The 24205-nt window shown below is 67.7% G+C and carries 23 protein-coding genes and 1 pseudogene; 12 read left to right on the plus strand and 12 right to left on the minus strand.

The genetic code is table 11. The annotated features are described in order from the left end of the window. Positions 1–24: 24 nt before the first annotated feature. Positions 25–210 carry a DUF1272 domain-containing protein gene (locus EC839_RS04695; protein ID WP_256680956.1) on the plus strand — a complete coding sequence of 62 codons (186 nt, stop codon included), beginning with the start codon at positions 25–27 and terminating at the stop codon, positions 208–210. Between the two features lie 78 nt (positions 211–288). Here EC839_RS04695 and EC839_RS04700 read toward each other — a convergent pair whose 3' ends face one another. The 4 genes and pseudogenes from EC839_RS04700 to EC839_RS04715 form a co-directional block, all read right to left on the minus strand. Next, positions 289–1200 (minus strand): bestrophin family protein, encoded by a 912-nt coding sequence (locus EC839_RS04700; RefSeq protein ID WP_132832288.1) that lies wholly within the window; start codon positions 1198–1200, stop codon positions 289–291. A gap of 71 nt (positions 1201–1271) precedes the next feature. Continuing rightward, the gene (locus tag EC839_RS04705) at positions 1272–1796 is read right to left on the minus strand and encodes a chromate transporter (protein ID WP_132832289.1); all 525 of its coding nucleotides are present in this window, start codon (positions 1794–1796) and stop codon (positions 1272–1274) included. Then, entirely contained in the window at positions 1793–2344 is a 552-nt protein-coding gene (locus tag EC839_RS04710; protein ID WP_132832290.1) for a chromate transporter, read from the minus strand. The genes EC839_RS04705 and EC839_RS04710 overlap by 4 nt, the downstream gene beginning before the upstream one ends. Before the next feature lie 13 nt (positions 2345–2357). Continuing rightward, positions 2358–3022: pseudogene (locus tag EC839_RS04715) on the minus strand (gluconate transporter); the annotation flags it as partial. Between the two features lie 120 nt (positions 3023–3142). Between EC839_RS04715 and EC839_RS04720 the strand changes: the two are divergent. Further along, complete coding sequence (locus tag EC839_RS04720; protein WP_132832291.1) at positions 3143–3775, plus strand: cyclodeaminase/cyclohydrolase family protein; 633 nt, start codon at positions 3143–3145, stop codon at positions 3773–3775. Between the two features lie 6 nt (positions 3776–3781). Beyond that, positions 3782–5035: a DUF2254 domain-containing protein gene (locus EC839_RS04725; protein ID WP_132832292.1), complete on the plus strand. Its 1254-nt coding sequence runs from the start codon at positions 3782–3784 to the stop codon at positions 5033–5035. An 11-nt stretch (positions 5036–5046) separates the two neighbouring features. Here EC839_RS04725 and EC839_RS04730 read toward each other — a convergent pair whose 3' ends face one another. Further along, positions 5047–5985 (minus strand): cation diffusion facilitator family transporter, encoded by a 939-nt coding sequence (locus EC839_RS04730; RefSeq protein ID WP_132832293.1) that lies wholly within the window; start codon positions 5983–5985, stop codon positions 5047–5049. 227 nt (positions 5986–6212) lie between these two features. Between EC839_RS04730 and EC839_RS04735 the strand changes: the two genes are divergently transcribed. Both EC839_RS04735 and EC839_RS04740 read left to right on the plus strand, forming a co-directional pair. Continuing rightward, entirely contained in the window at positions 6213–7919 is a 1707-nt protein-coding gene (locus tag EC839_RS04735) for an amidase (RefSeq protein WP_132832294.1), read from the plus strand. 205 nt (positions 7920–8124) lie between these two features. After that, positions 8125–8664, plus strand: coding sequence for a nuclear transport factor 2 family protein (locus EC839_RS04740; RefSeq protein ID WP_132832295.1), 540 nt, complete (start codon positions 8125–8127; stop codon positions 8662–8664). Between the two features lie 43 nt (positions 8665–8707). Here EC839_RS04740 and EC839_RS04745 read toward each other — a convergent pair whose 3' ends face one another. From EC839_RS04745 to EC839_RS04765, 5 genes are read right to left on the minus strand one after another with little or no spacing between them, the layout of a single operon-like run. After that, positions 8708–10249 carry an APC family permease gene (locus tag EC839_RS04745; RefSeq protein ID WP_132832296.1) on the minus strand — a complete coding sequence of 514 codons (1542 nt, stop codon included), beginning with the start codon at positions 10247–10249 and terminating at the stop codon, positions 8708–8710. Between the two features lie 58 nt (positions 10250–10307). Continuing rightward, the gene (locus tag EC839_RS04750) at positions 10308–11054 is read right to left on the minus strand and encodes a gamma-glutamyl-gamma-aminobutyrate hydrolase family protein (protein ID WP_132832297.1); all 747 of its coding nucleotides are present in this window, start codon (positions 11052–11054) and stop codon (positions 10308–10310) included. Positions 11055–11099: 45 nt separating this feature from the next. Continuing rightward, the gene (locus tag EC839_RS04755) at positions 11100–12377 is read right to left on the minus strand and encodes an FAD-binding oxidoreductase (RefSeq protein WP_132832298.1); all 1278 of its coding nucleotides are present in this window, start codon (positions 12375–12377) and stop codon (positions 11100–11102) included. 55 nt (positions 12378–12432) lie between these two features. After that, complete coding sequence (locus EC839_RS04760) at positions 12433–13926, minus strand: aldehyde dehydrogenase (protein ID WP_132832299.1); 1494 nt, start codon at positions 13924–13926, stop codon at positions 12433–12435. A gap of 11 nt (positions 13927–13937) precedes the next feature. Then, on the minus strand, positions 13938–15320 hold the full coding sequence (locus EC839_RS04765; RefSeq protein WP_132832300.1) for a glutamine synthetase family protein: 1383 nt from the start codon (positions 15318–15320) through the stop codon (positions 13938–13940). 202 nt (positions 15321–15522) lie between these two features. Between EC839_RS04765 and EC839_RS04770 the strand changes: the two genes are divergently transcribed. The 3 genes from EC839_RS04770 to EC839_RS04780 all read left to right on the plus strand — a co-directional run bounded on the left by EC839_RS04770 (position 15523) and on the right by EC839_RS04780 (position 17549). Next, entirely contained in the window at positions 15523–16410 is an 888-nt protein-coding gene (locus EC839_RS04770) for a LysR family transcriptional regulator (RefSeq protein ID WP_132832301.1), read from the plus strand. Positions 16411–16704: 294 nt separating this feature from the next. After that, complete coding sequence (locus EC839_RS04775; RefSeq protein WP_132832302.1) at positions 16705–16917, plus strand: hypothetical protein; 213 nt, start codon at positions 16705–16707, stop codon at positions 16915–16917. A 395-nt stretch (positions 16918–17312) separates the two neighbouring features. Continuing rightward, a complete protein-coding gene (locus EC839_RS04780; RefSeq protein ID WP_132832303.1) occupies positions 17313–17549 on the plus strand; it encodes a hypothetical protein in 237 nt (78 codons plus the stop codon). 24 nt (positions 17550–17573) lie between these two features. Here the strand turns inward: EC839_RS04780 and EC839_RS04785 are convergent, their stop codons facing one another. Then, complete coding sequence (locus EC839_RS04785; protein WP_132832304.1) at positions 17574–18569, minus strand: LacI family DNA-binding transcriptional regulator; 996 nt, start codon at positions 18567–18569, stop codon at positions 17574–17576. A gap of 162 nt (positions 18570–18731) precedes the next feature. Between EC839_RS04785 and EC839_RS04790 the strand changes: the two genes are divergently transcribed. From EC839_RS04790 to EC839_RS04800, 3 genes are read left to right on the plus strand one after another with little or no spacing between them, the layout of a single operon-like run. Further along, on the plus strand, positions 18732–19898 hold the full coding sequence (locus EC839_RS04790; RefSeq protein WP_132832305.1) for a Gfo/Idh/MocA family protein: 1167 nt from the start codon (positions 18732–18734) through the stop codon (positions 19896–19898). A gap of 2 nt (positions 19899–19900) precedes the next feature. Continuing rightward, positions 19901–20971 carry a sugar phosphate isomerase/epimerase gene (locus tag EC839_RS04795; protein WP_132832306.1) on the plus strand — a complete coding sequence of 357 codons (1071 nt, stop codon included), beginning with the start codon at positions 19901–19903 and terminating at the stop codon, positions 20969–20971. Positions 20972–21019: 48 nt separating this feature from the next. Beyond that, positions 21020–22255 carry a nucleoside permease gene (locus EC839_RS04800; protein ID WP_132832307.1) on the plus strand — a complete coding sequence of 412 codons (1236 nt, stop codon included), beginning with the start codon at positions 21020–21022 and terminating at the stop codon, positions 22253–22255. Here EC839_RS04800 and EC839_RS04805 read toward each other — a convergent pair. Continuing rightward, on the minus strand, positions 22252–23160 hold the full coding sequence (locus tag EC839_RS04805) for a LysR family transcriptional regulator (protein ID WP_218568237.1): 909 nt from the start codon (positions 23158–23160) through the stop codon (positions 22252–22254). The two genes, EC839_RS04800 and EC839_RS04805, sit on opposite strands and share 4 nt — an antisense overlap. Positions 23161–23260: 100 nt before the next feature. Between EC839_RS04805 and EC839_RS04810 the strand changes: the two genes are divergently transcribed. Beyond that, positions 23261–24184, plus strand: coding sequence for a 2-hydroxyacid dehydrogenase (locus tag EC839_RS04810; RefSeq protein WP_132832309.1), 924 nt, complete (start codon positions 23261–23263; stop codon positions 24182–24184). Positions 24185–24205: the final 21 nt, after the last annotated feature.

Below are 24205 nucleotides of genomic sequence, written 5' to 3' on the forward strand. Positions count from 1 at the left end.
CCGGGAGAGACAGCCATGCTGGAAATGCGTACCTCGTGTGAACACTGCGCCAAGGCCCTGCCGATGGAGAGCGAGGAGGCGGTGATCTGCTCCTATGAGTGCACCTTTTGCGCGGAGTGCGCGGCCGGGCCGTTGCAGGAGCAATGTCCGAATTGCCGCGGGGAATTGGTCAGGCGTCCGCGGCGGGCCAGAAAGGACACGGTGGATTGAATCGCCACCAGAGCGGTGTCCCGATATAGCCGCTCTCATGGCATGGCCGCGATTGCCTGAACTCGAATTCCCGCATCATCACCTCAGCAACCCCGCCTGCGCCCGGATCGGCTCCGGGGTGGGCTCGCCCAGCAGGTCCAGCACCGCGATCTCCAGGCCGCGGCTGAGGGCGTCCAGCGGCAGGTGGTTGGGCTGGATGCCGAAGGGATCGGCGATCTGGTCGCCCAGGGCGTCCAGACCAAAGAAGGTGTAGGCCAGCACCAGCACCGCCAGGGGCGTGAACCAGCCCAGGCTGTCCACCAGGCAGAACGGCAGCAGGAAGCAATAGACGTGCACCACCCGGTGCAACATCAGGATGTAGGGATAGGGAATGGGCGTCTGGCGGATGCGCTCGCAGCCGCTGAGCACCGCGGTCAGCCGGTCCAGCTGGTGGTCGAGGTTGGCGATCAGCGCATCGCCTAGGCCTTCCTCGCGCGCCCGGGCGACCAGTTGGGTGCCCAGCCGACGGATCAGCGCGCTGGGTCGGTGAGGTGCCGCGAGCAAAGCGTCCTCCCCTGCCAGCAGGCGCTGCAGATCGACCGACGGTGCTTCGCGGCGCAGGTGATCACGCAGCGCATAACCGAAGGCCAGCAGCGGAGTCAGCAGCTGGCGGCGCTCGGTCGCTGTCAGGCCGGGCAGCAGGGTCTCGGCCTGACGCGCCAGATTGCGACCGGCGATCAGCAATTCGCCCCACAGACCGCGCGCCTCCCAGAAGCGCTGGTAGGCGGTGGTGTTGCGAAAGCCGAGAAAGATCGCCAGGGTCAGCCCCCAGAGCGTCAGGGGTGTGGTGGTGAGGCCGAAGTCGAAGCGCAGGATGACGCCATGGCTGAGGGTCACCGCCAGGCTCAGCAGCACCACATAGAGCAGCTTGGGCCAGATCGCCTGGACGATGGAGCCGCGTACCGTGAACAGCAGTTCGCGCAGCGAGGGATTCTGAGGACGGGTGATCACAAGGATGCTCTCGATTGAGGTTCTGGCTTCGACGCTGCCCGCGTCCGGCAGTGCCTGAGAGCTCTGGCGGTTCAGGGCCCGAACAGCACTCCGACCAGGGCCCCGCCGGCCAGCAACCATAGCGGATGCCAGCGGGTGAACAGCGAGCCCAGCGCGCCTGCCGCCAGGATCAGCACCCACAGCGGCGCGGTGGCCACGCCCGTGCCCACCAGCCAGGCGCTGGCCGCTACCAGGCCAACGGTGACCGGCACCAGCCCGGCCTGCAGATGCCGACGCCAGGAGCGATCGGCGAAGCGCTGCCAGAGGTGCAGCACCCCCAGGGTCAGCAATGAGGACGGTACGAACTTGGCCAGGGAGGTCACCAGCAGCCCGGGCCAGCCGGCCACGTGCCAGCCGATCAGTGGCACGATCATCAGATTGGGACCGGGCGCCGCCTGGGCCAGGGCGAACAGGGCGGCGAAGTCGGCGGCGCTCATCCAGCCATGCACCGTCACCACCTGGCGCTGCATCTCCGGCAGCACCGAGTTGCCACCACCGAAGGCCAGCAGCGACAGCTGGGTGAAGATCAGCGCCAGGGCCAGCAGGGTCGTGCTCATAGGCCCCGCCGATAGCTGAGCAGCACGCTGACGGGGGTGAGCACCAGCATGGTCCAGAGCAGCGGCAGCTTGAGCAGCGCCAGGGCGAGAAAAGCCAGGCAGGCGATGCCCAGGGCCAGCCAGCGACCGCGCAGGGGCTGGACGAGCTTGACCGCCATGGCCACCAGCAACCCCGCCGCCGCAGCGGCGAGCCCGGCGAAGGCGCGCCCCACTAGCGGATCGTCGTGGTAACGGTCGTAGAGCACGCCCAGCCCAACCACCACCAGGGTCGGCCCTACCAGCAGTCCGGCGGCAGCGGCCAGGGCACCGCTCCAGCCGGCGAATCTCATGCCCACCGCCACCGAGAGATTGATGATGTTGCCGCCCGGCAGGAACTGGCAGAGGCCGAGCAATTCGGTGAATTCCTCCGCCGACAGCCAGCGCCGCTTCTCCACCAGGTAGCGCCGCGCCAGCGGCAACACCCCGCCGAAGGCCGTGATACCCAGGCCGAAGAAACCTAGGAACAGATCGCGGCGCCGCGGGCGGTTCAGGGTGGGAGCGGTCTCCATGGGCACCTCTCAGCTAGAGCCAGAGGGACAACAATAGCGTACCCACGAGGCCGGTGGCGGAAACCAGCGTCTGCAGTACCGACCAGACCCACAGGTTCTGCTTGAGCTCCAGGCCGAAGTGCTCGCGCACCATCCAGAAGCCGGCGTCGTTGACGTGGCAGAAGACACCGCGCCGGCGCCGATGGCCAGGGCGATCATCGAGGCCTGGGGACCGGCCAGCCCGGCCACCACCGGCGCCAGGATCCCGGCCGTGGTGGTGGCCACCGTGGCCGAACCGGTCGCCTGGCGCAGCGCCACGGCGATCAGCCAGGCCAGCAGGATGTAGGGCAGATGGGCGCCCTCGGCCACCTTGGCCACGGTATGGCTGACGACGGCGTCGAGCAGGGTCTGCTTGAGACCGCCGCCGGCGCCGATGGTGAGCAGGAGCGCGGCGATGGGCGCCAGGCTCTTGCGCAGCACGCCGCCGCCGCGCTCGCGCGGCATGCCGCTGCCCCAGCCGAGCAGCACGGTGGCCGCCAACACGGCGAGACCCAGGGCGATCAGGGGTTCACCGAGAAACTTCAGCGCTTCGGCCAGGCCGCTGTGGGGATCCAGGGCGACCTTGGCGAGGGTGCTGCCCAGCATCAGCAGTACCGGCAGCAGGATCACCTTGACCGAAACGCCGGCCGAGGCACGACGTAAATCGAAATAAAGCCTGTCGCTTATTGCACTTAGCGTGCGAACCTCGGCCGTTTCGCACGATCCAAACAGCGTTCGGTCGTGACCGAATCCCTTACCCTTTGCTTGCAGGCGGTTGGCATGAACGAAACCTCTACTCTCTGGCAGCAGACCCTCGCCCAGTTCCGCGACGGCACCGGTTCCACCCTGCCCACCCCGGGCAGTGGCGCGGCGGCTACCGTGGCGGCTTGCCTGGGTGTCGCCCTGATCCTCAAGGGCCTCAAGCTCAGCCAGCAGCGCCAGCCGGTGACCCGTCACGCCGACCTGATCACCGTCGGCGAGCGCCTGCAGGAAGCCCTGAGCACCTGTGCCGATGCCGACGTCCAGGCCTTCGCCAACTACCTGGAGGCCGATCGCCAGGCCACCGGTGCCAATGCCGAGGGCGAGCGTCGCCAGCAGGCGCTCAACCTGGCCGCGGCCAATGCCGTGCAGATCCCCATCGCCACCGCCCAGTTGTGCCTGGAAGCCCTGGACCTTGCCGTCACGGCCACGCCGCTCACCGTCGAGCCGCTGCGCAGCGACACCCTGGCCGGCGGTCGCCTGGTGCATGGCGCCCTGGCAGCGGTGCTCACCACCGTGGATGCCGACCGCAACGGCCTGAAATCCGGCGATGCCCGGGAAGCCGCACGGCAGATGCGCGACAAGCTCCAGCAGCAGGCCGACCAGCGTCTCGCCCAGCTGAGTGCCACGCCCGTTCCGCCGGCCATGGGCTGACGCCCGGTGCTGGCTCGCCTCGGCTGGGTCCTGCGCGGACTGCAGCGACGTCTGTGGTTCCGCGCCACCCTGTTCTCGGTCGCCGGGGTGGCGACCGCCCTCCTAGCCCTGCTCCTGCGTGACCATATCCCGGCCACGCTGCCGGCCAAGGTCGGCGCCGATGCCGTCGACAAGATCCTCACCATCATCGCCAGCAGCATGCTGGCGGTGACCACCTTTTCCCTCAGCACCATGGTGACGGCCTACAACGCCGCTGCCAGCAGCGTGACGCCACGTGCCTATCCGCTGCTCCTGGAAGACAGCACCACCCAGAACGCCCTGGCCACCTTTCTCGGCTCCTTCCTGTTCAGCCTGGTCGGCATCATCGCCCTGAGCACCGGCCTCTATGGGGACAACGGCCGGGTGGTGCTCTTCGCCGTGACCCTGGTGGTGATCCTGCTGATCGTCTTCACCCTGCTGCGCTGGATCGACCATCTCTCGCGACTGGGCCAGCTGGATGCCACCAGCGACAGCATCGAAGACGCCGCACGGCACAGTCTGCAGCGCTGGCTGACCCACCCCTACCTGGATGGGGTGGCGGCGCCGGTCGATGAGCCCGCCAGCGGACGCCCGGTGATGGCCGACCGCACCGGTTATCTGCAACGGGTGGACATGCCGCTGCTGGCCGACCTCTGCGGCGACCAGGGCCGCCTCCGCCTGGCCGCCCTGCCCGGCGCCTTCCTCGATCCGGCGCAGCCGCTGCTCTGGGTCGAGGGCCTGCCGCCGGACAAGGACGAGCGCCTGCGCGCCGCCTTCACCCTGGATGCACGCCGGGTTCACGACCAGGATCCGCGCTTCGGTCTGACGGTACTGGGCGAGATCGCTACCGGGGCGCTGGTGCCCTCGCGCAGCGACTCGGGCACCGCCATCGCCATCCTCGGCCGCGCGCAACGGCTGCTGACGGCGCTCACCGAGCCGCGGGAAGCGGTCGAGCCCCGCTATCCGCGGATCGAGGTGCCGGAGCTGTCACTGGATGACCTGTTCGACGACTTCTTCCTGCCGGTGGGTCGCGACGCGGCGCCGCTGGTGGAAGTGGGCATGCGGCTGCAGAAAGCCCTGGCGCGCCTGGCGGTCCAGGGCGATGCGCGGATCAGGCGCGAGTGCCTGCGGCATTCGCGTCTGGCGCTGTCCCGCGCCGAGGCCACCCTCGGCCAGGCCGAAGATCGCGCCATCCTCCAGCAACTCGCCGCGGACGTCGAACGCCTCTGCGCTGCTCGCTGATTGCGGCGAGGTCAGCGTGACCAGGCCGGATCGGTGGTGAAGGCGATGGTCAGCCAGCGATCCGGCCCCTCGCCGCCGATGGCCTCGCCGATCTCGTCGCGGATGGCGTCCCATTCGTCCAGGGTCATGGCCGGCCAACCCAGGGGCACGATGAAGTACAGCTCGATCTGCCGGGCCCGGCCGACCTTGGCCACATAGGCGCGATAGTCGATAAAGCCGAAGCGCGTCACCATGCCCCGGGCGACCTCATCGACCTGCTGCTTGAGCTGCGGCGGGGTCACCATGAGGATCTCCCCGAAGGCCTGCCAGACCAGTTTCAGCGGTATGGGAATGATCAGCACGCAGATGATCGACAGCACCAGGGGATCGATGTAGGGCGTGATCCAGGCATAGGCCGTCCCCTGAGCCAGGGCGCCGACCAGGAAGGCTACCACCAAGGCGGCGGAGATGCTGCCCGACATGATCCAGCTCTTGATGTCGAGCCTGAGGAAGTCCGACTGGATGTCGCGGTTCAACCGGTGCACGAGGGCGGCGAAACCAAAGCAGCTCAGGGCGGCGACCAGCGCATAGAGTAGCGCCATGCCGAACGCCAACGCCTTGCCGCCGCTCATCAGACTGATGATCGAGTTGACCAGCGCATAACAGGCCACGATGCACAGCACGCTGCCGTTGAGGGCCAGGACCATGGGTTCGAGGTGCCAGAAGCCCATGTTGAAGCGCTCGGCCAGCCGCCGGTCGCCCTCCGGTTCCTGCGCATGCCGGTGGATCAGCATGGCCACCAGCAGCGCCACGCCGCTCATGAAGGCATCGGTCAGCGAATAGAAGCCGTCGAAGACGATGGCGTAGGAACCGGACAGCACCCCAAAAGTGATGCCCACGGCCGCCAGCAGCACCGTGACGGCAATGGAAAAGCGCAGCACCGTGCGCTCGTTGCTCAGGCGTTTCAACATGCTCGACTCCGGTTGCCGATCGCCGCCAGGCATGGCGAAGAGGTTCAATTCAGGCCAAGGATAGAGGTCGCCAGGCCAACCTGCATGGGCGGTCAGGCAAGGCTTCCATGCGTGGACGCAATCAAAAGCCGATGGGCTTCGGGTGTACACTGCACCGGTGCTTTTTTCTCCTGGGATCTCAGGCAGCAGCCTCTCCCGTACCGCGGAATCCTCAACGGCGACCCACCATGATCGAAGTTACCGAACGCTCCATCGCCGAGTTGCGTCGCGCACTCGAAACCGGCCAGACCACTGCGGTAGCGCTGGTCGAGGCCTACCTGGCCCGGATCGATGCCTACGACCCGCCCAGCAGCGCCACGGCGCTCAATGCCGTGGTGGTACGCAATCCCGAGGCCCTGGCCGAAGCGGCCGCGTCCGATCGCCGCCGCGCCCGTGGCGAGACCCTGGGACCGCTGGACGGCATCCCCTACACCGCCAAGGACAGCTACCTGGTCAAGGGCCTTACTGCCGCCTCCGGCAGCCCGGCCTTCAAGGACCTGGTCGCCCAGCGCGACGCCTTCACCGTCGAGCGGCTGCGCGCCGCCGGCGCCATCTGCCTGGGCAAGACCAACATGCCGCCCATGGCCAACGGCGGCATGCAGCGCGGCGTCTATGGCCGCGCCGAAAGCCCCTACAACGCCGGCTACCTGACCGCGCCCTTCGCCTCCGGCTCCTCCAATGGTGCCGGCACCGCCACCGCAGCCAGCTTCGCCGCCTTCGGCCTGGCCGAGGAGACCTGGTCCAGCGGGCGCGGCCCGGCGTCCAACAACGGCCTGTGCGCCTACACCCCCTCGCGCGGAATCATCTCGGTGCGCGGCAACTGGCCGCTGACGCCGACCATGGACGTGGTGGTGCCCTATGCCCGCACCATGGCCGATCTGCTGGAAGTGCTCGACGTGGTGGTGGCCGACGATCCCGATACCTCCGGCGATCTCTGGCGCCTGCAACCCTGGGTACCGCTGCCACTGGCCTCGGCGGTGCGCCCGGCGTCCTACCCGGCCCTGGCCACCGGTCCCAATGCCCTGGCCGGCAAGCGCCTGGGTGTGCCGCGCATGTTCATCAACAGGGACCCGGACGCCGGCACCAGCGAACATCCCGGCATCGGCGGCCCCACCGGCCAGCGCATCCAGACCCGCGACTCGGTGATCGCCCTCTGGGAACAGGCCCGCGCGGCGCTGGAAGCCGCCGGCGCCAGCGTGATCGAGGTGGACTTCCCGCTGGTGTCCAATTGCGAAGGCGACCGCCCCGGCGCGCCCACGGTGTTCAACCGCGGGATCGTCTCCCCGGAATTTCTCCATGACGAACTCTGGGACCTGTCCGCCTGGGGCTTCGACACCTTCCTGCGCGACAACAACGACCCCAGGCTCAACCGCCTGGTAGACGTCGAAGGCCAGCTGATCTTTCCCCACGAGCCCGGCACCCTGCCCAATCGCGAGGGCGACCTGGCCGCCGGCATGGCCGAATACGTGCGCATGGCCGAGCGGGGGCTCAAGACCCTGGAGCAGATCACTACCCTACCCGACGGCCTGCACGGCCTGGAACGGACGCGCAAGCTGGACCTGGAAGACTGGCTGGAAGCCCAGGGCCTGGATGCCGTGCTCTTTCCCACCGTGGCCGACGTGGCCCCGGTGGATGCCGAAATCAATCCTGCCTCGGCCGACATCGCCTGGAGCAACGGCGTCTGGGTCGCCAACGGCAACCTCGCCATCCGCCACCTGGGCGTGCCGACCGTGACCGTGCCCATGGGCGTGATGGCCGACATCGGCATGCCGGTGGGCCTGACCTTCGCCGGTCGCGCCTATGACGACGCCAACCTGCTGCGCCTGGCTGCCGCCTACGAGGCGACCGGCTCCAAGCGCCAGATACCGCCGCGGACGCCGCCACTGGTGGGTTGAGCGGAGACGGCGAGGACGCTGGCCGCCAGGCTTCACCCGGCGGCCGGAATCGAAGGATGACCCCTGGCGTCAAGGCGCGCTAACCGGAGTGTCCAGCCACGGGCCGGTCATGCGGACGCCGCCAGCGGCCTAAGGTGGGTTCCAGGCGGATGTCGTTCACCGGCGCCGCCGCCCACCTCATTCCGTCCTGCAGAAGCCTACCGCCATGAATCCAGCCAGACGTCTGACCGAGAGCGCGCTGCTCTCGCTCGCCCTCTTGAGTGGTCCCTGGAGCGGCGTCGCAGCCGCCGAATCCACCGCTGAACGCAACCAACGCCTGGTCGAGCGGGCCTTCGCGAACTGGAGCGCGGGTCGCGGCAGTCTCTTCGACGACCTGCTCTCGCCAGACGTGGTCTGGACCATCCGGGGCAGTGGCCCGGCGGCGGGCACCTACCACGGCCGCGAGGACTTCCTGGAGCGCGCCGTACGCCCCTTCGCGCAGCGCCTGGCCACGCCCGTCGCGCCCCAGGTACAGGGCATCTGGGCACGGGAAGACCAAGTCGTGGTGCGCTGGAAGGGCACGGCCACGGCGCGCGATGGCACGCCCTATCGCAACGAATACGTCGGGATCCTCAAGATGGACGGGGCGCATGCGACCCAGGTTGAGGCCTTTCTCGATCTCGTCCCCTATCAGGACGTCATCGACCGCATAGCCTTGGCAGACCGCTCGGCTGCCAGGCCCGCCGCTGGACGGCAGACGCCATGACATCACAACCTGACCCTGGGGGCGGCCGCCCTGCCCGCCCCACTCAACTCCGGTGCGGGAGCGCCGCAAGCGTCTCGCCCTGGAAGAACGCCGGCGCGCGCCAGCGGGCGAACAGCATCAGCACCAGGCCCAGTGCCAGGATCGTCACGGCGATGATGAACACCAGGCCGATGCCACCGAGGTGGGAGCCGCTGCCGAAGTCCGGCGAGAGGCTGGCGATGGCGGTCTGCCAGAAGATCACCGAGAGGATGATGGCGCCCAGCAGCGGGCAGAGGCCGCGTAGGAGCGCATGGCGCAGGCTGTCGAACAGGCTGCGGCGGAAGTACCAGACGCAGGCATAGGCGGTCAGCGAGTAGTAGAAGCAGATCATCATGCCCAAGGCGGTGATGGTGTCCGCCAGGACATTGTAGCTCAGGGTACGCATGACCACATAGAAGCCACCCGTGGCGATGCCGGCGGCAATGGTGGCATAGCGCGGCGTGCGCGATCTGGGGCAGATGTGGGCGAAGCGCCGCGACACCGCGCCGTAGTGCCCCATCGCCAGCAGGGTGCGTGCCGGGGAGATGAAGGTGGACTGCAAGGAGGCGGCGGTACTGGCCAGCACGGCGATGGACATCAGGATCGCCAGCGGCCCCATCACCGGCCCGGCCAGGTGGGCGAAGACGTTTTCCTGGATCTCCGGATTGCCCAGGCCCAGGCCGGCTTCGCTGATGCCGGCGAACTGCAGGGTCGCCGCCGCGGTGAAGAGGTACAGCAGCAGGATCAGGAGCACCGTGACCGTGGCCGCCCGCCCCGGCACCTTCTGGCTGCCCACCGACTCCTCGCTCACCGTGAGGCAGACATCCCAGCCCCAGAAGATGAAGATCGACAGCGACAGCCCCGCGGCGAAGGCGGAAAAGGATTCCACGTTGAAGGGGTTGAACCACTCCGGGTGGAAGACCACCGGCGCCGCCTCCGGCGCGGCATTGAAGGCCGCCAGGGAAAAGCCGATCAGCACCAGCAGCTGCAGGGCCACCAGGCCGTACTGGACGCTCATGGTCATGCCGATGCCGCGACAGCTGATCCAGACCGCGATGGCGATGAAGACGCAGCAGGTGACGACGTTCACCAGCAGGTGCTGCGACAGCGCCGCCAGCTCCGCCCGGCCGCTGAGCTGGGCCAGGAACAGGTAGAAGAAGTCCACCGCCACCCCGGCGAGGTTGGACAGCACGATGGTGGTCGCCGTGACCAGGCCCCAGCCGCCGATCCAGCCGATCATGGGACCGAAGGCGCGGGTCGACCAGGTAAAGGAGGTGCCGCTGTCCGGATCGACCGCGTTCAGCTCGCGATACCCCAGGGCCACCAAGAGCATCGGCAGGAAGCCGACGATGAAGACCGCGGGCAGATAGACGCCCACCTCGCGCACGGTCGGCCCCAGGGCCCCGGTCAGGGTGTAGACGGGGGCGATGGTGGAAATGCCCAGCACCACGCAGGCGAGCAGTCCCAGGGAGCCGGCGGCCAGGCCCTTGGCGGACGGATCGGCCAGGGCTGCCGGCCCGGCGGTGTCCGAGCCGCCGACCGGCGTGCCCTTGCGCTGTTCAGTCATAGGTCTCTGCCCTGCTGTTGGTCTTGTTATTCAGAGTCCGGCGTAGGCGGCAAGGCGCCTAACGCGCGGCGGCATGGCGCTGGCAGGCGTCGCGGAACGCGTCCAGCAGCGCCAGGGATTCGGGGTTGTCACGGAAATTCCACTCGGGATGCCACTGCACCCCGACGACGAAACCGGGCGCGTCGGCCAGGGATACCCCTTCCACCAGGCCATCCGGCGCCTGGGCTTCGATGCGCAGCCCGGGCGCCAGGCGCGCGATGCCCTGGCTGTGCAGCGAGTTCACCTGGAAGGTGGCCGGCAGGCCGAGGCGCTGGAACACCCCGCCCGGCGGCACCGTGACCGGATGCGTGGGCGCGTACTGCTCGGCGAGCAGCTCGCTCTGGGGCTCGCGATGATCGGCATGCCCAGGCAGCTCCTGGACGCGCTGATGCAGACTGCCGCCCAGGGCCACGTTCAGCTCCTGGAAGCCGCGGCAGATGCAGAACACCGGGATGCCACGGTCGATGGCCAGGCGCAGCAGCGGCAGGGTGTAGGCGTCGCGCGCGGCATCGTGGTGGGTGCCGGCGAGACTTGCCGGTCCCTGGTAGTGATGGGGCTCGACATTGGAGGGCGAGCCGGTGAACAGCAGGCCGTCCAGGTGCGCCAGCAGCGCCCGCGGATCGCTCGGCACGCTGCGCGCCGGCAGCACCACCGGCACGCCGGCATGACCCGCCGCCTCGACGTACTTGTCGCCGACGGTATGGGAGTCGTATTTGCCGAGCGTCTGCCGGCACGCCGTCACGCCGATCAGGGGCATAGGGGACATGGCTTATCTCCAGAGTGCCCGCCGATTCCCGGCGGGCGGACAGGGTCAGATACCGAGGCGATCGCGCAACTGGTAGTAGGTCGCGCCCAGTGCGGTGAAGGGCACGCGCAAGAGCTGCCCGCCCGGGAAGGGATAGTGCGGCAGACCGGCGAAGGCGTCGAAGCGCTCGGCCTGGCCGCGCAGGGCCTCGGCCAGTACCTTGCCCGCCAGGTGGGTGTAGGTGACGCCGTGACCGCTGCAGCCCTGGGAGTAGTAGATGTTGTCGCCGAGGCGGCCCACCTGGGGCAGGCGCGACAGCGTCAGCAGGAAGTTGCCGGTCCAGGTGAAGTCGATCTTCACGTCCTTGAGCTGCGGAAAGGTCTGCAGCATCTTCGGCCGGATGATGGCTTCGATATCCGCCGGATCCCGCGCGCCATAGACCACGCCACCGCCGTAGATCAGCCGGCGATCGGCGCTGAGGCGGAAGTAGTCGAGCAGGTAGTTGCAGTCCTCGACGCAATAGTCCTGGGGCAGCAGGCTGCGCGCCAGCTCCTCGGACAGCGGCTCGGTGGTGAGCACCTGGGTGCCGCAGGGCATGGACTTGGCGGCCAGTTCCGGCACCAGCCCGCCCAGATAGGCGTTGCCGGCCACCACCACGAAGCGTGCCTTCACCTGCCCCTGGGCGGTGTGCACCACCGGATTGGCGCCGCGGTCGATGCGGGTGGCCGCGCTCTGCTCGTAGATCTTGCCGCCCAGGGACGCCACGGCCGCTGCCTCGCCCAGGGCCAGATTGAGCGGGTGGATATGGCCGCCGCTCATGTCCAGCAGGCCGCCGAGGTAGCGATCGGTGCCGACCACCTCGCCGATACCGGCCTTGTCGAGCAGCTGCAGCTGGGTATGGCCGTAGCGCTCCCAGAGCTTCTGCTGGGCTTCCAGATGACCGAGCTGCTTGCCGGTCAGGGCGGCGAAGACGCCGCCATCCTTCAGATCGCACTGGATGTCGTAGCGGGCGATGCGCTCACGAATGATGCGTCCGCCTTCGAAGGCCATCTCGCCCAGCAGTTGCGCCTGCCTGGGTGGCAGCTGGCGCTCGATGGTATCGATGTCGCGGCTGTAGCTGTTGACGATCTGGCCGCCATTGCGCCCGGAGGCGCCGAAACCGACCCGCGCCGCTTCCAGCACCGTCACGCTGAAGCCGTGCTCCAGCAGGAACAGCGCGGTGGAAAGCCCGGTGTAACCGGCGCCGATGACGCAGACGTCGCTGTCGACGCTGCCCTGGAGCACCGGATATTCGGTGTGGATATTGCGCGAAGCCGCGTAGTAACTGCCGACGTGTTGTTGCATGGTGAAATTCCTCTGCCTGCGGCTCCGGCGCGAACGCCCGAGCCGCCGCGCCTGTTCAGAGCTTGATCCAGGTCGCCTTGAGTTCGGTGTATTTGTCGAAGGCGTGCAGCGACTTGTCGCGTCCGTTGCCGGATTGCTTGAAGCCACCGAAGGGCGCCGTCATGTCGCCGCCATCATACTGGTTGACCCAGACACTGCCCGCACGCAAGGCGCGGGCCACGCGATGGGCACGGGAGAGGTCGCTCGTCCAGACGGCGGCGGCCAGGCCATAGGGGGTATCGTTGGCGATGCGCACCGCCTCTTCTTCGCCCTCGAAGTCGATCACCGCCAGCACCGGCCCGAAAATCTCTTCCCGGGCGATGCGCATGGCGTTGTCCACCCCTTCGAAGATAGTCGGCGTGACGTAGCTGCCGCCGGTTTCGCTCAGGGCCCGCTCACCGCCGCTCACCAGTCGCGCCCCCTCGGCGCGGCCGGCTTCGATGAAATCCAGGACGGTGCGCAGATGGCCCTCGTCCACCAGGGCGCCGACGCGGGTCTCGGGATTCAGGGCATGGCCGGGCGCCCAAGCCTGCAGCGCCTCCGCCACCAGAGCCAGAAAACGCGCCCTGATCGAGCGCTCGACCAGCAGCCGCGAGCCGGCGATGCACACCTCGCCCTGGTTGAAGGCGATGGCCGCCGCGGCCGCTTCGGCCGCGGCTACCAGGTCCGGGGCGTCGGCGAAGACGATGTTGGGACTCTTGCCGCCCGCCTCCAGCCAGACGCGCTTCATGTTCGACTCGCCGGCATGGACCAAGAGCTGCTTGGCGATGCGGGTGGATCCGGTAAAGACCAGGGTGTCCACGTCCGGGTGCAGCGCCAGCGCCTGGCCAACGGTGTGGCCGTAGCCGGGCAGCACGTTGAATACCCCCGCCGGGATGCCGGCCTCCAGCGCCAGGGCGGCGATGCGAATGGCGGTCAGCGGCGACTTCTCGGACGGCTTGAGGATCACCGAGTTGCCGGTGGCGAGCGCCGGACCCAGTTTCCAGCAGGCCATCATCAGCGGGAAATTCCAGGGCACGATGGCCGCGACCACCCCGACCGGTTCGCGGGTCACCAGGCCGAGCTGGTCGCGCGGGGTCGGCGCCACCTCGTCGTAGACCTTGTCGATGGCCTCGGCGCTCCAGCGGATGGCATTGGCCGCCGCCGGCACGTCGATGGCGAGCGAATCGCTGATCGGCTTGCCCATGTCCAGGGTTTCCAGCAGGGCCAGCTCCTCGGCATGGGCCAGCAGGAGATCGGCGAAGGCGATCAGCACCCCCTTGCGCTGTGCCGGTGCCCGATGGGCCCAGTCGCCCCGCGCGAAACTCACCCGCGCAGCCTGCACGGCGAGCTCGGCATCCTCGGCCATGCAACTGGCCACCCGGGCCAGCGAGCGACCATCCACCGGACTCAGGTCTTCGAAGGTCGCGTCGCCCTGGGCGGCCTGGTAGCGGCCGTCGATGAAGGCTCGGGCTTCGATGGTCAACGCCTGGGCACGCCGTTCCCAGTCCTGTTGCGTCAGCACGGTCATGACTACGCCTCCTAGACGGTGTGCAGGTACCAGTTGTATTCGAGGTCGGAGATGGTGGTCTCGAACTCCTCCAGCTCGGCTTCCTTGCAGGCGACGAAGATGTCGATGTACTCGGGGCTGATGTACTGGTTCATTACCGCGCTGTCATCCAGCTGGCGCAGGGCATCGCGCAGGTTGTTCGGCAGGCTCTGTTCGAGCTGCTCGTAGGAGTTGCCACTGACCGGGGCGCAGGGCTCCAGGCGCTGGGTCATGCCGTGGTGAATGCCGGCGAGGATCGAGGCCATCATCAGATAGGGATTGGCGTCGGCCCCGGCGACCCGGTGCTCGATGCGGATCGCCTCGCTGCTGCCAGTGGGCACGCGCACCGCCACGGTGCGGTTGTCCAGGCCCCAGCTCGGCGCATTGGGCACATAGAACTGGGCGCCGAAGCGGCGATAGGAATTGACGTTCGGGCAGAGGAAGGCCATCGACGCCGGCAGGGTTTCGAGAATCCCGGCGATGGCATGGCGCAGCGGCGCATGGTGCTCGGGATCGTCGGTGGCGAAGATGTTCTGCCCGGTCCGCTTGTCTAGCAGCGAGATGTGCACGTGCAGGCCATTGCCCGCCTGGCCGGGATAGGGCTTGGCCATGAAGGTGGAATCCATCTCATGGTCGTAGGCGATGTTCTTGATCAGCCGCTTGAGCAGCACCGCATGGTCGCAGGCCTTGATGGCGTCCTCGACGTGATGCAGGTTGACCTCGAATTGCGCCGGCGCGGACTCCTTGACGATGGCATCGGCCGGCAGTCCCTGCTCCTTGGCACCTTCGAGCATGTCCTGCAGGCAATCCACGTATTCGTCCAGGTCGTCGATCAGATAGACCTGGGTGGAGACCGGCCGCTTGCCGGAGATCGGTGAGCGCGGCGGCTGCGGCCGCCCGTTCACGTTCTCCTGGTCGATCAGGTAGAACTCCAGTTCGAAGGCGGCGCAGATGGTCAGGCCCAGGTCGTCGAACTTCTTCACCACCCGGCGCAGCACCTCGCGCGGATCGGCGAAGAACGGCGAGCCGTCCTGTTCGTGCATGGTCATCAGCAGTTGCGCGGTCGGGCGCTTCTGCCAGGGTTCGTAGCTCAGGGTGCCGGGAATGGGAAAGCAGGTGCGGTCGGCATCGCCGATGTGCAGGCCCAGGCCGGTGCTTTCCACCGTGGAGCCGTTGATGTCCAGGGCGAACAGCGAGGCCGGCAGATTGATGCCGCGCTCATAGACCTTGGATAGACTGGCCCGCTCGACGCGCTTGCCCCGGATGACGCCGTTCATGTCGGTGATCAACAGATCGACGTACTGGATCTCGGGGTGCTCCTTGAGAAAGCCGTTGGCTTCGGTGAGCTGGACGACGCGGGGGGATATCGAGTTCATGGAAGGCATCCTTGACGCTGGCCCGCTTCGTTGTGCTTGCTCGTGCGGGTCTGGCAGCGTGGCTGTGGGCGGTGGTTCCTGCAGGCGCCGACCCTGTCTGCAAGGTCCGCCCTTCCACCTGATTGCCCTTGGAGGGCCGGGCCAGTATAAATTGGCATGAGCGCAACCCATATCGGCGAATCGGCAAAGGAAGAATGCACCGATGCAATATCAGATAGGTCATGCCGATCTCAAGCTGATCCTCGCCCTGGTCCGCGGCAGGACGCTGGCCCGAGCGGCGGAACAGTTGCAGGTGGACGTCTCCACGGTCTTTCGCGCCATCCGCAAGCTCGAAGCCAATCTGCAGGTCGCGCTGTTCGAAAAGACTCGCCGCGGCTACACCCCCACCCAGAGCGCCAAGGCCCTCGCCGAACAGGCGGAGCGCGCCGAACAGGCGCTGGAGGCGGCGCGCATCGCCCTCACCCAGGGCGAGAACGTCATCAGCGGCACGGTCCGCCTGACCTGCACCGATGCCGTGCTGCGCAGCCTGCTGCTGCCGGGCCTCGCCGAACTCATGCCGCGCTATCCCGCGGTCGCCCTGGAAGTCGCCACCTCCAACACCTTCGCCAGCCTGAGTCGGCGGGACGCGGACATCGCCCTGCGGCTGTCCAATGCCCCGCCCGAACACCTGATCGGCCGCCGGCTCGGTCGCAGCTCCTATTTCGTCTGCGGTCACGAGCGCCATCGCGCCGGTTACGCCCAGCTGGCCACCGAGCTGCCCTGGATCGCCCCGGACGATTCCCTCGCCGATCACGTCTCGGTGACCTGGCTGCGCCAGGCCTATCCCAGCCTCACCCCGCGCTATCGCTGCAGCAGCATGTCCTCGGTCGGCAGCCTGGTCGGCGCCGGCCTCGGGGTGGCCGCCCTCCCCGACTTCATGATCAGCAGCCTGGACGGCGTCGAACGCCTGGGCCCGGCGCTGCCCGGTTGCGACACCGATATCTGGCTGCTGACCCGTCCGGACAATCTGTCGCTGCGCTCGGTGCAGATCCTCTTCGATGAGTTGGCGAATCTATTGAAGGCGCGGATAGCGGATGTTTGTCAGGCCTGAGACGAAGCGCTCGTTCGTCGGATTCAACGCCATTTTCGCTATAACTTTTTCAATTCGCGTGCAATCGAACTGAATGTTCTCCTGATGTCTTGACGAATTTTTCACAGGTTCTTGACGAGCTTTTTGAAGATGGCATAGGGAAAGCGACAAAGGCCTTCCGCTTTATATAAGGGCACGCGGAGTCAAGCATTAAAAGCGGTCCCCACAGGCAGGCCGTCGGCGACGAATTACCTTAAAAAACAAGCAGGTTAGGCGATATCGAGAGTCATGGTGGTCAACTCCACGGAGACAACGATGAGCAGCCGCTTCACCATACCCGATAACCCCGACCGCGATTGTCTGTTGAACATTCACCGACTTCTAACCTTGAGAATCGATCAGCTGCGCAATGTGGATATGGGCAGCTCGCAACTGCAAGAGATTCTCTTCCAGTTCGAAGCCCTGACGGCGGAACCCATCCAGTTGGTCGAGGAAGTAGCCGTGCGGCTGGCGACCGATGCGCATTAGCTGACGATTGCGGCGGCGTGCTCGGGCAGGAAGCTTTCAGGGGGCCTGGCGGATGGTCGCCAAGGCAAGCCCTCGGAAGAAGCTGCGCGCGTGATCGCCTTGATCAGAGAGAAATACACGCCCGAGGGAAATTCAGCTTGGATAGGTAGCGCTGGCCGGACCACGTCCCACCCTCTCCATTCCATGCTGGAAAAATTGAACAACCAGAACGCGGCCCAGGACGTGCCCCTCGCTTCTGGGGCCGAGGTGCCCTGCTGCGGCTCCTCTTCCTCGGCACTGTCCCGCGTGCTCGAGCACCTTGGGCGCCCAGCCGAATCGAGCTTACCCGGTGAAAAGCATGCCAAGACATGCCAGGTACCCGTCGCAGTCATCGCAAAGAGCCCAAGGCAAGACAGATGAACGACTCCAAACTCGCCACCCTGCCCACGCAAACACTGATGCAGCGCCTGACTCGTGAACTGGACGACTGGACCGTGCTGGTCAGCCCGACCTGCCCGGACGGTTCGATCTTCGCGCGCCTATATTCCCGCTCCGATAGGCGCGTGATCGCCATCCCCTTCGATGTCCGGGCGATCGATGACGACAGCTATATCCGCGAGCGGCTGGCGCTGTTGAGCTCCTCCCGCTTCTGACCGGCCCTCAGCGCCAACGGGTTCTCAGCCAAGACGGCAGGGCCCGGTACTGCCACGTACCACCAGTTCGAAGGGCAACACCACCTCCCGGCGGGGCGGTGGCGAACCGGCCAGGATCTCCAGCAATAGGGCGACCGCTCGCTGGCCGAAGGCCTCCGCCGGTTGGGCGATGGTGGTCAGCGGCGGATCGCTGTAGGCGGCGAAGGCGATGTCGTCGAAGCCTGCCAGGGACAGGTCCTCGGGCACCCTCAGCCCGGCGCCGCGAAGGGTCTGGAGCGCGCCGATCGCCATCTCGTCGCTAGAGCAGAACAATGCCGTCGGACGTTTCGGTAACCTCAGCAGTGCCCTGGCCGCCGTGGCGCCAGCGGCCAGGGTGAAATCGCCCGGGTGCAACAGATCAGGGTCCAGCGGGACACCGGCCTGGGTGAGCGCCTCCCGGTAACCGGCCAGGCGTTCCAGGGTCAGCGGGCTGCTTTCCGGTCCCTTGATCAGGGCGATACGTCTGTGCCCGAGCGCCAGCAGGTGTTCGGTCAGGCAGCGGGCGGCGGCGCGATTGTCCAGCCGCACCTTGGGCCAGGGGTGCTCGGCGAGCACCTCGCAGGCATTCACCACCGGCGGCGCATCGGCGTCACCGGCGAAGGGGTCGAAGGCGCGCAGCTGGATCACCCCATCCGCCTGCCGTGCATAGACCAGTTCGGCGTACTGGCGCTCGCGGGCCTCGTCGCCCGCGGTATCGCACAGCAGCACCCGATACCCCGCCGCCTGGGCCGCCTGCTGGATCCCGGCGATGACACGGGCGAAGAAGCTGTTGGCGATCAGCGGCACCAGCACCACCAGGTTGCCGGTGCGTCGCGAGCGAAACTGCACCGCCATCCCGTTGGGCCGGTAGTTGGCCGCGGTCACGGCGGCCTGCACCCGTTCGCGGGTCGCCGGCGCCACCACCTCGGGATTCTTCAGGGTGCGCGACACGGTCGCGACCGATACCCCGGCCAGTTCGGCAACCCTGCGAATGTTGGACATGCGGCCTCGGTGAGCGTGGGAAAGGTTGCAACTGTGCGCAAAGCCCGGCGTGCGGGCAAGCCGTACGTCCGCCAGGCGCTTGACTAAAGACCGGCGCAGGCTCCAAATACCCAGAGATGTAACCGGTTACAATCCACACAATTACAAACCGAGGGTAAGAGGATGCAGGCTGAATCCGGCGGCAAGGTCCGTTACGGCATGATCGGCGGCGGCCAGGGTGCGTTCATCGGCGCGGCCCATCGGCGTGCAGCGGCCCTGGATGGCGCCCTCGAACTGGTCTGCGGCGCCTTCAGCCGCGATCCCGCCAACAACGGCGCGACCGGAAGGGAGCTGGGTCTGGCGGCCGAACGGGTCTATGCCTCCTGGGAGACCCTGCTGGCCAGCGAAGCCCGGCTGCCACCCGAGCAGCGAGTCGAATTGCTGGTGATCGTGACGCCCAACGACCTCCATGTGCCCATCGCCCAGGCGGCCCTGACCGCCGGCTTCCACGTCTTTTCGGAAAAACCCGCGGGCATCTCCCTGGCCCAGGTGCAGAGCCTGGCGGACACGCTGGCTGCCCTGCCCCTGCGCTATGCCCTGGCCCATACCTACCTCGGCTATCCCCTGGTGTGGGAAGCCCGCGAGCGGGTCGCCCGTGGAGAGTTGGGGGCACTGCGCAAGATCCATGTGGAATACCCCCAGGGCTGGCTCGCCCAGGACCTGGCCGCCACCGGTAACCGGCAGGCGAGCTGGCGCGACGATCCAGCCCTCTCCGGCCCGGGCGGTTGCCTGGGCGACATAGGCACCCATGCCTTCAGCCTTGCCGAATTCATCGGCGGCCAGCCCATCACCCGGCTCAGCGCCCACCTGCGCAGCCATCTGCCCGGCCGGCGGCTGGACGACGATGTCATGGTGCTGTTCGAAACCGCCACGGGTGCCAGCGGCAGCCTGCTAGCGAGCCAGGTCTGCGTGGGCGAGGAAAACGGCCTGCGCATCCGCCTCTACGGCGAGCGCGGCAGTCTGGAATGGCAGCAGCAGGATCCCAACAGCCTGCTGCAGCGCAGCCTCGACCAACCGCCGCGGAATCTGCGTGCCGGCCTCGGTCTGCCCTGGCTGAGCGCCGGTACCCAGCAGCGCCTGCGCCTGCCCGCCGGACACCCGGAGGGCTATCTGGAAGCCCTGGCCAATCTCTATCGCGAGCTGGCCGCAGCCATTCGCGACCCCGCCGATCCCGCGCTTGGCCTGCCCGGCATCACCACCGGCTGGCGCGGCCTGGCCTTCATCGAAACCGCCCTGGCCAGCCACCAACGCCAGGGCGCCTGGACATCCCTGCCAATCCTAGGAGCCTGATCATGGCCGCTACCTCACGCCCAGGCCTCAAGGGGCCGGCGATCTTTCTAGCCCAGTTTCTCGACGACAAGCCACCCTTCGATACCCTGCCCAATCTGGCGCGCTGGGCGGCGGGGCTCGGCTACCGCGGCATCCAGCTGCCGACGCTGGGCCCCCAGTGCCCGAATCTGGAACGCGCCGCCGCCAGCCAGGACTACTGCGACGAACTGCTCGGGCAGTGCGCCGACGCCGGAGTGGCCATCAGCGAACTCTCCACCCACTTGCAAGGGCAACTGGTGGCCGTGCATCCGGCCTTCAGCGAGGCCTTCGACGGCTTCGCCCCACCGGCGCTGCGCGGTCGTCCGGAAGAGCGCCAGGCCTGGGCGGTCAAGCAGCTCAAACTGGCCGCCAAGGCCAGTCGCCGCCTCGGCCTGAAGGCGGTGGCGAGCTTTTCCGGCGCCCTGCTCTGGCCCTATGTCTATCCCTGGCCGCAGCGTCCGGCGGGCCTGGTGGACGAGGGCTTCGCCGAACTGGCCCGTCGCTGGCGCCCCATCCTCGACGTCTATGGCGAAGAAGGCATCGACCTCTGCTTCGAATTGCACCCGGGCGAAGACCTGCACGACGGCGCCACCTTCGAGCGTTTCCTGGCGGCGGTGGACGACCATCCCCGCGCGCGGATCCTCTATGACCCCAGCCATTTCGTCCTGCAGCAACTGGACTACCTGGGCTTCATCGACCGCTATCACGCGCGCATCGGCATGTTCCATGTCAAGGACGCGGAATTCCGTCCCGATGCCCGCAGCGGCGTCTATGGCGGCTACCAGGACTGGGCCGAGCGGCCGGGGCGCTTTCGCTCCCTGGGCGATGGCCAGGTCGACTTCGGCGCCATCTTCAGCAAGCTCACCCAGTACGGCTTCGACGGCTGGGCGGTGCTGGAATGGGAATGCTGCCTCAAGGACGCGGCCCAGGGCGCGGCCGAAGGGGCGCCCTTCATCCAGCGCCACCTGATCCAGCCGGCCACCCGTGCCTTCGACGACTTCGCCGGCAGCGACGCCGACCCGGCGCGAAATCGGCGGATGCTCGGCCTGGAGTAAGGACCCCGCTCGTTTTTTCGTCACATAACCCACAACAAGGAATCGACGATGAACGCACTCTCGCTACGCCTGAGCACCCTGATGTTCCTGCAGTTCTTCATCTGGGGCAGCTGGTTCGTCACCCTGGCGACCTTTCTCGGCAACACCCTGGGCGCCAATGGCGGCCAGATCGGCCAGGCCTTCGCCACCCAATCCTGGGGCGCGATCCTGGCGCCCTTCGTGATCGGCCTGATCGCCGATCGCTACTTCAACGCCGAGCGCATCCTCGGCCTGCTGCACCTGGCCGGCGCGGTGCTGCTCTACCAGCTCTATGCGGCGGCCGACTTCACCACCTTCTATCCGCTGGTGCTGGCCTACATGCTCTGCTACATGCCGACCCTGGCGCTGGCCAATTCCGTGGCCTTCCGCCACCTGGCCGATCCGGCCCGGCAATTCGCCAGGATCCGCGTCTGGGGCACCCTGGGCTGGATCGCCGCCGGGCTGGCGATCAGCTTCGTCTTCGCCTGGGACAGCCGCAGCGGCATCGCCGCCGGCACCCTGCGCAACACCTTCCTGCTTGGCGCCGCGGCCTCCCTCATCCTCGGCCTCTACAGCTTCAGCCTGCCGCGCACCGCGCCGCTGCCGGCCACCCGCGGCGGCCTGGGCGCGATGCTCGGCCTGGACGCCCTGCGCCTGCTCAAGGACCGCAGCTTCGCGGTGTTCTTCGCCGCCTCGGTGCTGATCTGCATTCCGCTGGCCTTCTACTACCAGAACGCCAACCTCTTTCTCGCCGAACTGGGGGTGGCCAATCCCACCGGCATGATGACCCTCGGCCAGGTGTCCGAGGTGGGCTTCATGCTGCTCCTGCCGCTGTTCATCCGCCGCTTCGGCCTCAAGCGCACCCTGCTGGTGGGGATGCTGGCCTGGGCGGTGCGCTATGGCTGCTTCGCCCTGGGCGCCCAGGGTGACGCCCTCGCCTACCTGCTGCTGGGCATCGCCCTGCATGGCGTCTGCTACGACTTCTTCTTCGTCTCGGGGCAGATCTACACCGACGCCAAGGCCGGCGAGGCCGACAAGAGCGCGGCCCAGGGCCTGATCACCCTGGCCACCTATGGCGTGGGCATGCTGGTCGGCTTCTGGGTGGCCGGGATGGTCTCGGATCACTATGCCGGCGCCGCCGGCCATGACTGGCAGGGCATCTGGCTGTTCCCGGCGGTGTTCTCCCTGGGCGTGCTGCTAGCCTTTCTGGTCACCTTCCGCGACGCCCGCCCGGCGCGCGCCGCGGCGGCTGCACCCGTGCGCTAGGACGCCTCTACGGATCCCGGATCGCGAGTGAAGTAACGGCGCGCCTGGTGCAGAAAGAGCGGCAGGGCGGGATTGCTGTTGTCTTCCCGCCAGGCCATCCAGACATCCGCGTGGAGTTCGGCATCCGTCAGCGGACGGAAGCAGACCTGGTCGACGTGCAGATGTGCCGCCGACGCTGGCAGCAAGGCGACCCCGACCCCGGCGCGGACCAGGCCCAGGATGGAATGGGTCTGGCCCAGGTGCTGGACGAACCTGGGCCGGACGCCGGTACTGGCGAAGAGACCGGCGATGCTGTCATGGAAATAGCGACCTTCGCCGGGCGCATACATGACGAAGGGCTGGTGTTCCAAAGCCCTTACCGACACCGCCCGCTGTTCGGCGAGAGGATGGCCAAGGCGCAAGGCGAGCAACAGCGGTTCCCGCCAGACCCGCTCCCCTCGTAGCGGTCCGCGCGGCGCCAGCTGCCGCAGGAAACCCACGTCGATCATCTGGGCGGCCAGCGTCTCGGTCTGGTCGGTGGTGACCTGTTCCTGCAAGACGAGATCCACTTCCGGCAGGGCGTCCTGGAGGTGCCGAACGAGCTCGGGGATCAGGCGATAACCCGCGACGGCGGTGAAGCCCAGGCTGAGCCGGCCGCTGCTGCCCCGCGCCAGGCTGCGGGCCGTCTCTCCCGCCCGCTCGGCGAACAGCAGGAGGTGCCGGGCGTCACGCAGGAAGCCGACACCGGCCGCCGTGAGGCGTACCTGACGGTTGGAGCGCTCCAGCAACTGGACCCCGAGGTCACGCTCCAGCAGCTGGATCTGCCGACTCAGCGGCGGCTGGGTCATGAACAGCCGCCTGGCGGCACGGCCGAAGTGCAATTCCTCGGCAACGGCGACGAAGCAGCGCAACTGATGTAATTCCACGATTCAATCCGCGCATCAATCCATCCAGTATCTATGTTAGACGTATATCGATGCTGTTCCTATGCTCGGCGGCAACATCCAGCAAAGGACCAGCCCCATCATGACCGCATTGCTGCTTACCCAGGCCGTACCTGCCGCGATCGACGCCCGGCTCCGGGCGACCTACGAGATCCATCGGCTCGATCTCGCCGCGGATCCCGAGGCGTTGCTGGACAAGGTCGGCCCCCGTATTCGCGGGGTCGTCACCGGCGGCGCCAAAGGCTGCGCCAAGACGCTGATGGATCGCCTGCCCAGGCTGGAGATCGTGGCCGTCGCCGGCGTGGGGACCGATGCCGTCGATCTGGGCGAGGCCGCGCGGCGTGGCATTCGGGTCACCACGACGCCCGGGGTCCTCACCGACGATGTCGCCGACATGGCGCTGGGTCTGCTGCTGATGACCCTGCGCGACCTCGGCCTGGGAGAACGGCTGGTCCGGGCCGGCCAGTGGGGCCAGACGGCACAGGCGCTGGCGCGCAAGGTGACGGGCATCCGCCTGGGCATCATCGGTCTGGGTCAGGTGGGTCGGGCGATCGCCCGGCGCGCCGAGGCCTTCGACATGCGGATCGCCTATACCGATCCCAAGGCGCAGTCCCAACTCCCCTATCGCCACGAGCCGGATCTGCTCGCCCTGGCGCGGGACAGCGATGCGCTGATCCTCGCCGCCTCGGCCGATCAAGGGCGGGTGCTGATCACCACGGAGGTGCTGGAGGCGCTGGGACCCCAGGGCTATTTCATCAACGTCGCCCGCGGCAAGCTGGTGGATGAACCGGCCCTGGTACGGGCGCTGCAGGAGCGGCGCATTGCCGGCGCCGGCCTGGATGTCTTCGCCAACGAACCCCACGTCCCGCCGGCCCTGCTCGATCTCGACAACGTGGTGCTGCAACCCCATCGCGCCAGCGCGACCGAGCAGACCCGACTGGCCATGGGCGAGATCGTCCTGCGCCACCTCGCCGAGTGCTTCGCCACCGAAGCCGCCGTCGGCTAGGCAGCCGCCTGTCGCCCTGCA

This window comes from Pseudomonas sp. JUb52 (assembly GCF_004341115.1).
Taxonomy (GTDB): Bacteria; Pseudomonadota; Gammaproteobacteria; order Pseudomonadales; family Pseudomonadaceae; genus Chryseomonas; species Chryseomonas oryzihabitans.

Excerpts from the sequence above, each read along its gene's own strand:
- EC839_RS04795 (WP_132832306.1), top strand. The coding sequence starts at position 19,901 with ATGGCCGCTACCTCACGCCCAGGCCTCAAGGGGCCGGCGATCTTTCTA.
- EC839_RS04730 (WP_132832293.1), bottom strand. The coding sequence starts at position 5,985 with ATGTTGAAACGCCTGAGCAACGAGCGCACGGTGCTGCGCTTTTCCATT.
- EC839_RS04720 (WP_132832291.1), top strand. The coding sequence starts at position 3,143 with ATGAACGAAACCTCTACTCTCTGGCAGCAGACCCTCGCCCAGTTCCGC.
- EC839_RS04740 (WP_132832295.1), top strand. The coding sequence starts at position 8,125 with ATGAATCCAGCCAGACGTCTGACCGAGAGCGCGCTGCTCTCGCTCGCC.
- EC839_RS04810 (WP_132832309.1), top strand. The coding sequence starts at position 23,261 with ATGACCGCATTGCTGCTTACCCAGGCCGTACCTGCCGCGATCGACGCC.
- EC839_RS04705 (WP_132832289.1), bottom strand. The coding sequence starts at position 1,796 with ATGAGCACGACCCTGCTGGCCCTGGCGCTGATCTTCACCCAGCTGTCG.
- EC839_RS04775 (WP_132832302.1), top strand. The coding sequence starts at position 16,705 with ATGAGCAGCCGCTTCACCATACCCGATAACCCCGACCGCGATTGTCTG.
- EC839_RS04765 (WP_132832300.1), bottom strand. The coding sequence starts at position 15,320 with ATGAACTCGATATCCCCCCGCGTCGTCCAGCTCACCGAAGCCAACGGC.
- EC839_RS04735 (WP_132832294.1), top strand. The coding sequence starts at position 6,213 with ATGATCGAAGTTACCGAACGCTCCATCGCCGAGTTGCGTCGCGCACTC.
- EC839_RS04750 (WP_132832297.1), bottom strand. The coding sequence starts at position 11,054 with ATGTCCCCTATGCCCCTGATCGGCGTGACGGCGTGCCGGCAGACGCTC.
- EC839_RS04695 (WP_256680956.1), top strand. The coding sequence starts at position 25 with ATGCGTACCTCGTGTGAACACTGCGCCAAGGCCCTGCCGATGGAGAGC.
- EC839_RS04800 (WP_132832307.1), top strand. The coding sequence starts at position 21,020 with ATGAACGCACTCTCGCTACGCCTGAGCACCCTGATGTTCCTGCAGTTC.
- EC839_RS04770 (WP_132832301.1), top strand. The coding sequence starts at position 15,523 with ATGCAATATCAGATAGGTCATGCCGATCTCAAGCTGATCCTCGCCCTG.
- EC839_RS04745 (WP_132832296.1), bottom strand. The coding sequence starts at position 10,249 with ATGACTGAACAGCGCAAGGGCACGCCGGTCGGCGGCTCGGACACCGCC.
- EC839_RS04785 (WP_132832304.1), bottom strand. The coding sequence starts at position 18,569 with ATGTCCAACATTCGCAGGGTTGCCGAACTGGCCGGGGTATCGGTCGCG.
- EC839_RS04790 (WP_132832305.1), top strand. The coding sequence starts at position 18,732 with ATGCAGGCTGAATCCGGCGGCAAGGTCCGTTACGGCATGATCGGCGGC.
- EC839_RS04760 (WP_132832299.1), bottom strand. The coding sequence starts at position 13,926 with ATGACCGTGCTGACGCAACAGGACTGGGAACGGCGTGCCCAGGCGTTG.
- EC839_RS04780 (WP_132832303.1), top strand. The coding sequence starts at position 17,313 with ATGAACGACTCCAAACTCGCCACCCTGCCCACGCAAACACTGATGCAG.
- EC839_RS04710 (WP_132832290.1), bottom strand. The coding sequence starts at position 2,344 with ATGGAGACCGCTCCCACCCTGAACCGCCCGCGGCGCCGCGATCTGTTC.
- EC839_RS04755 (WP_132832298.1), bottom strand. The coding sequence starts at position 12,377 with ATGCAACAACACGTCGGCAGTTACTACGCGGCTTCGCGCAATATCCAC.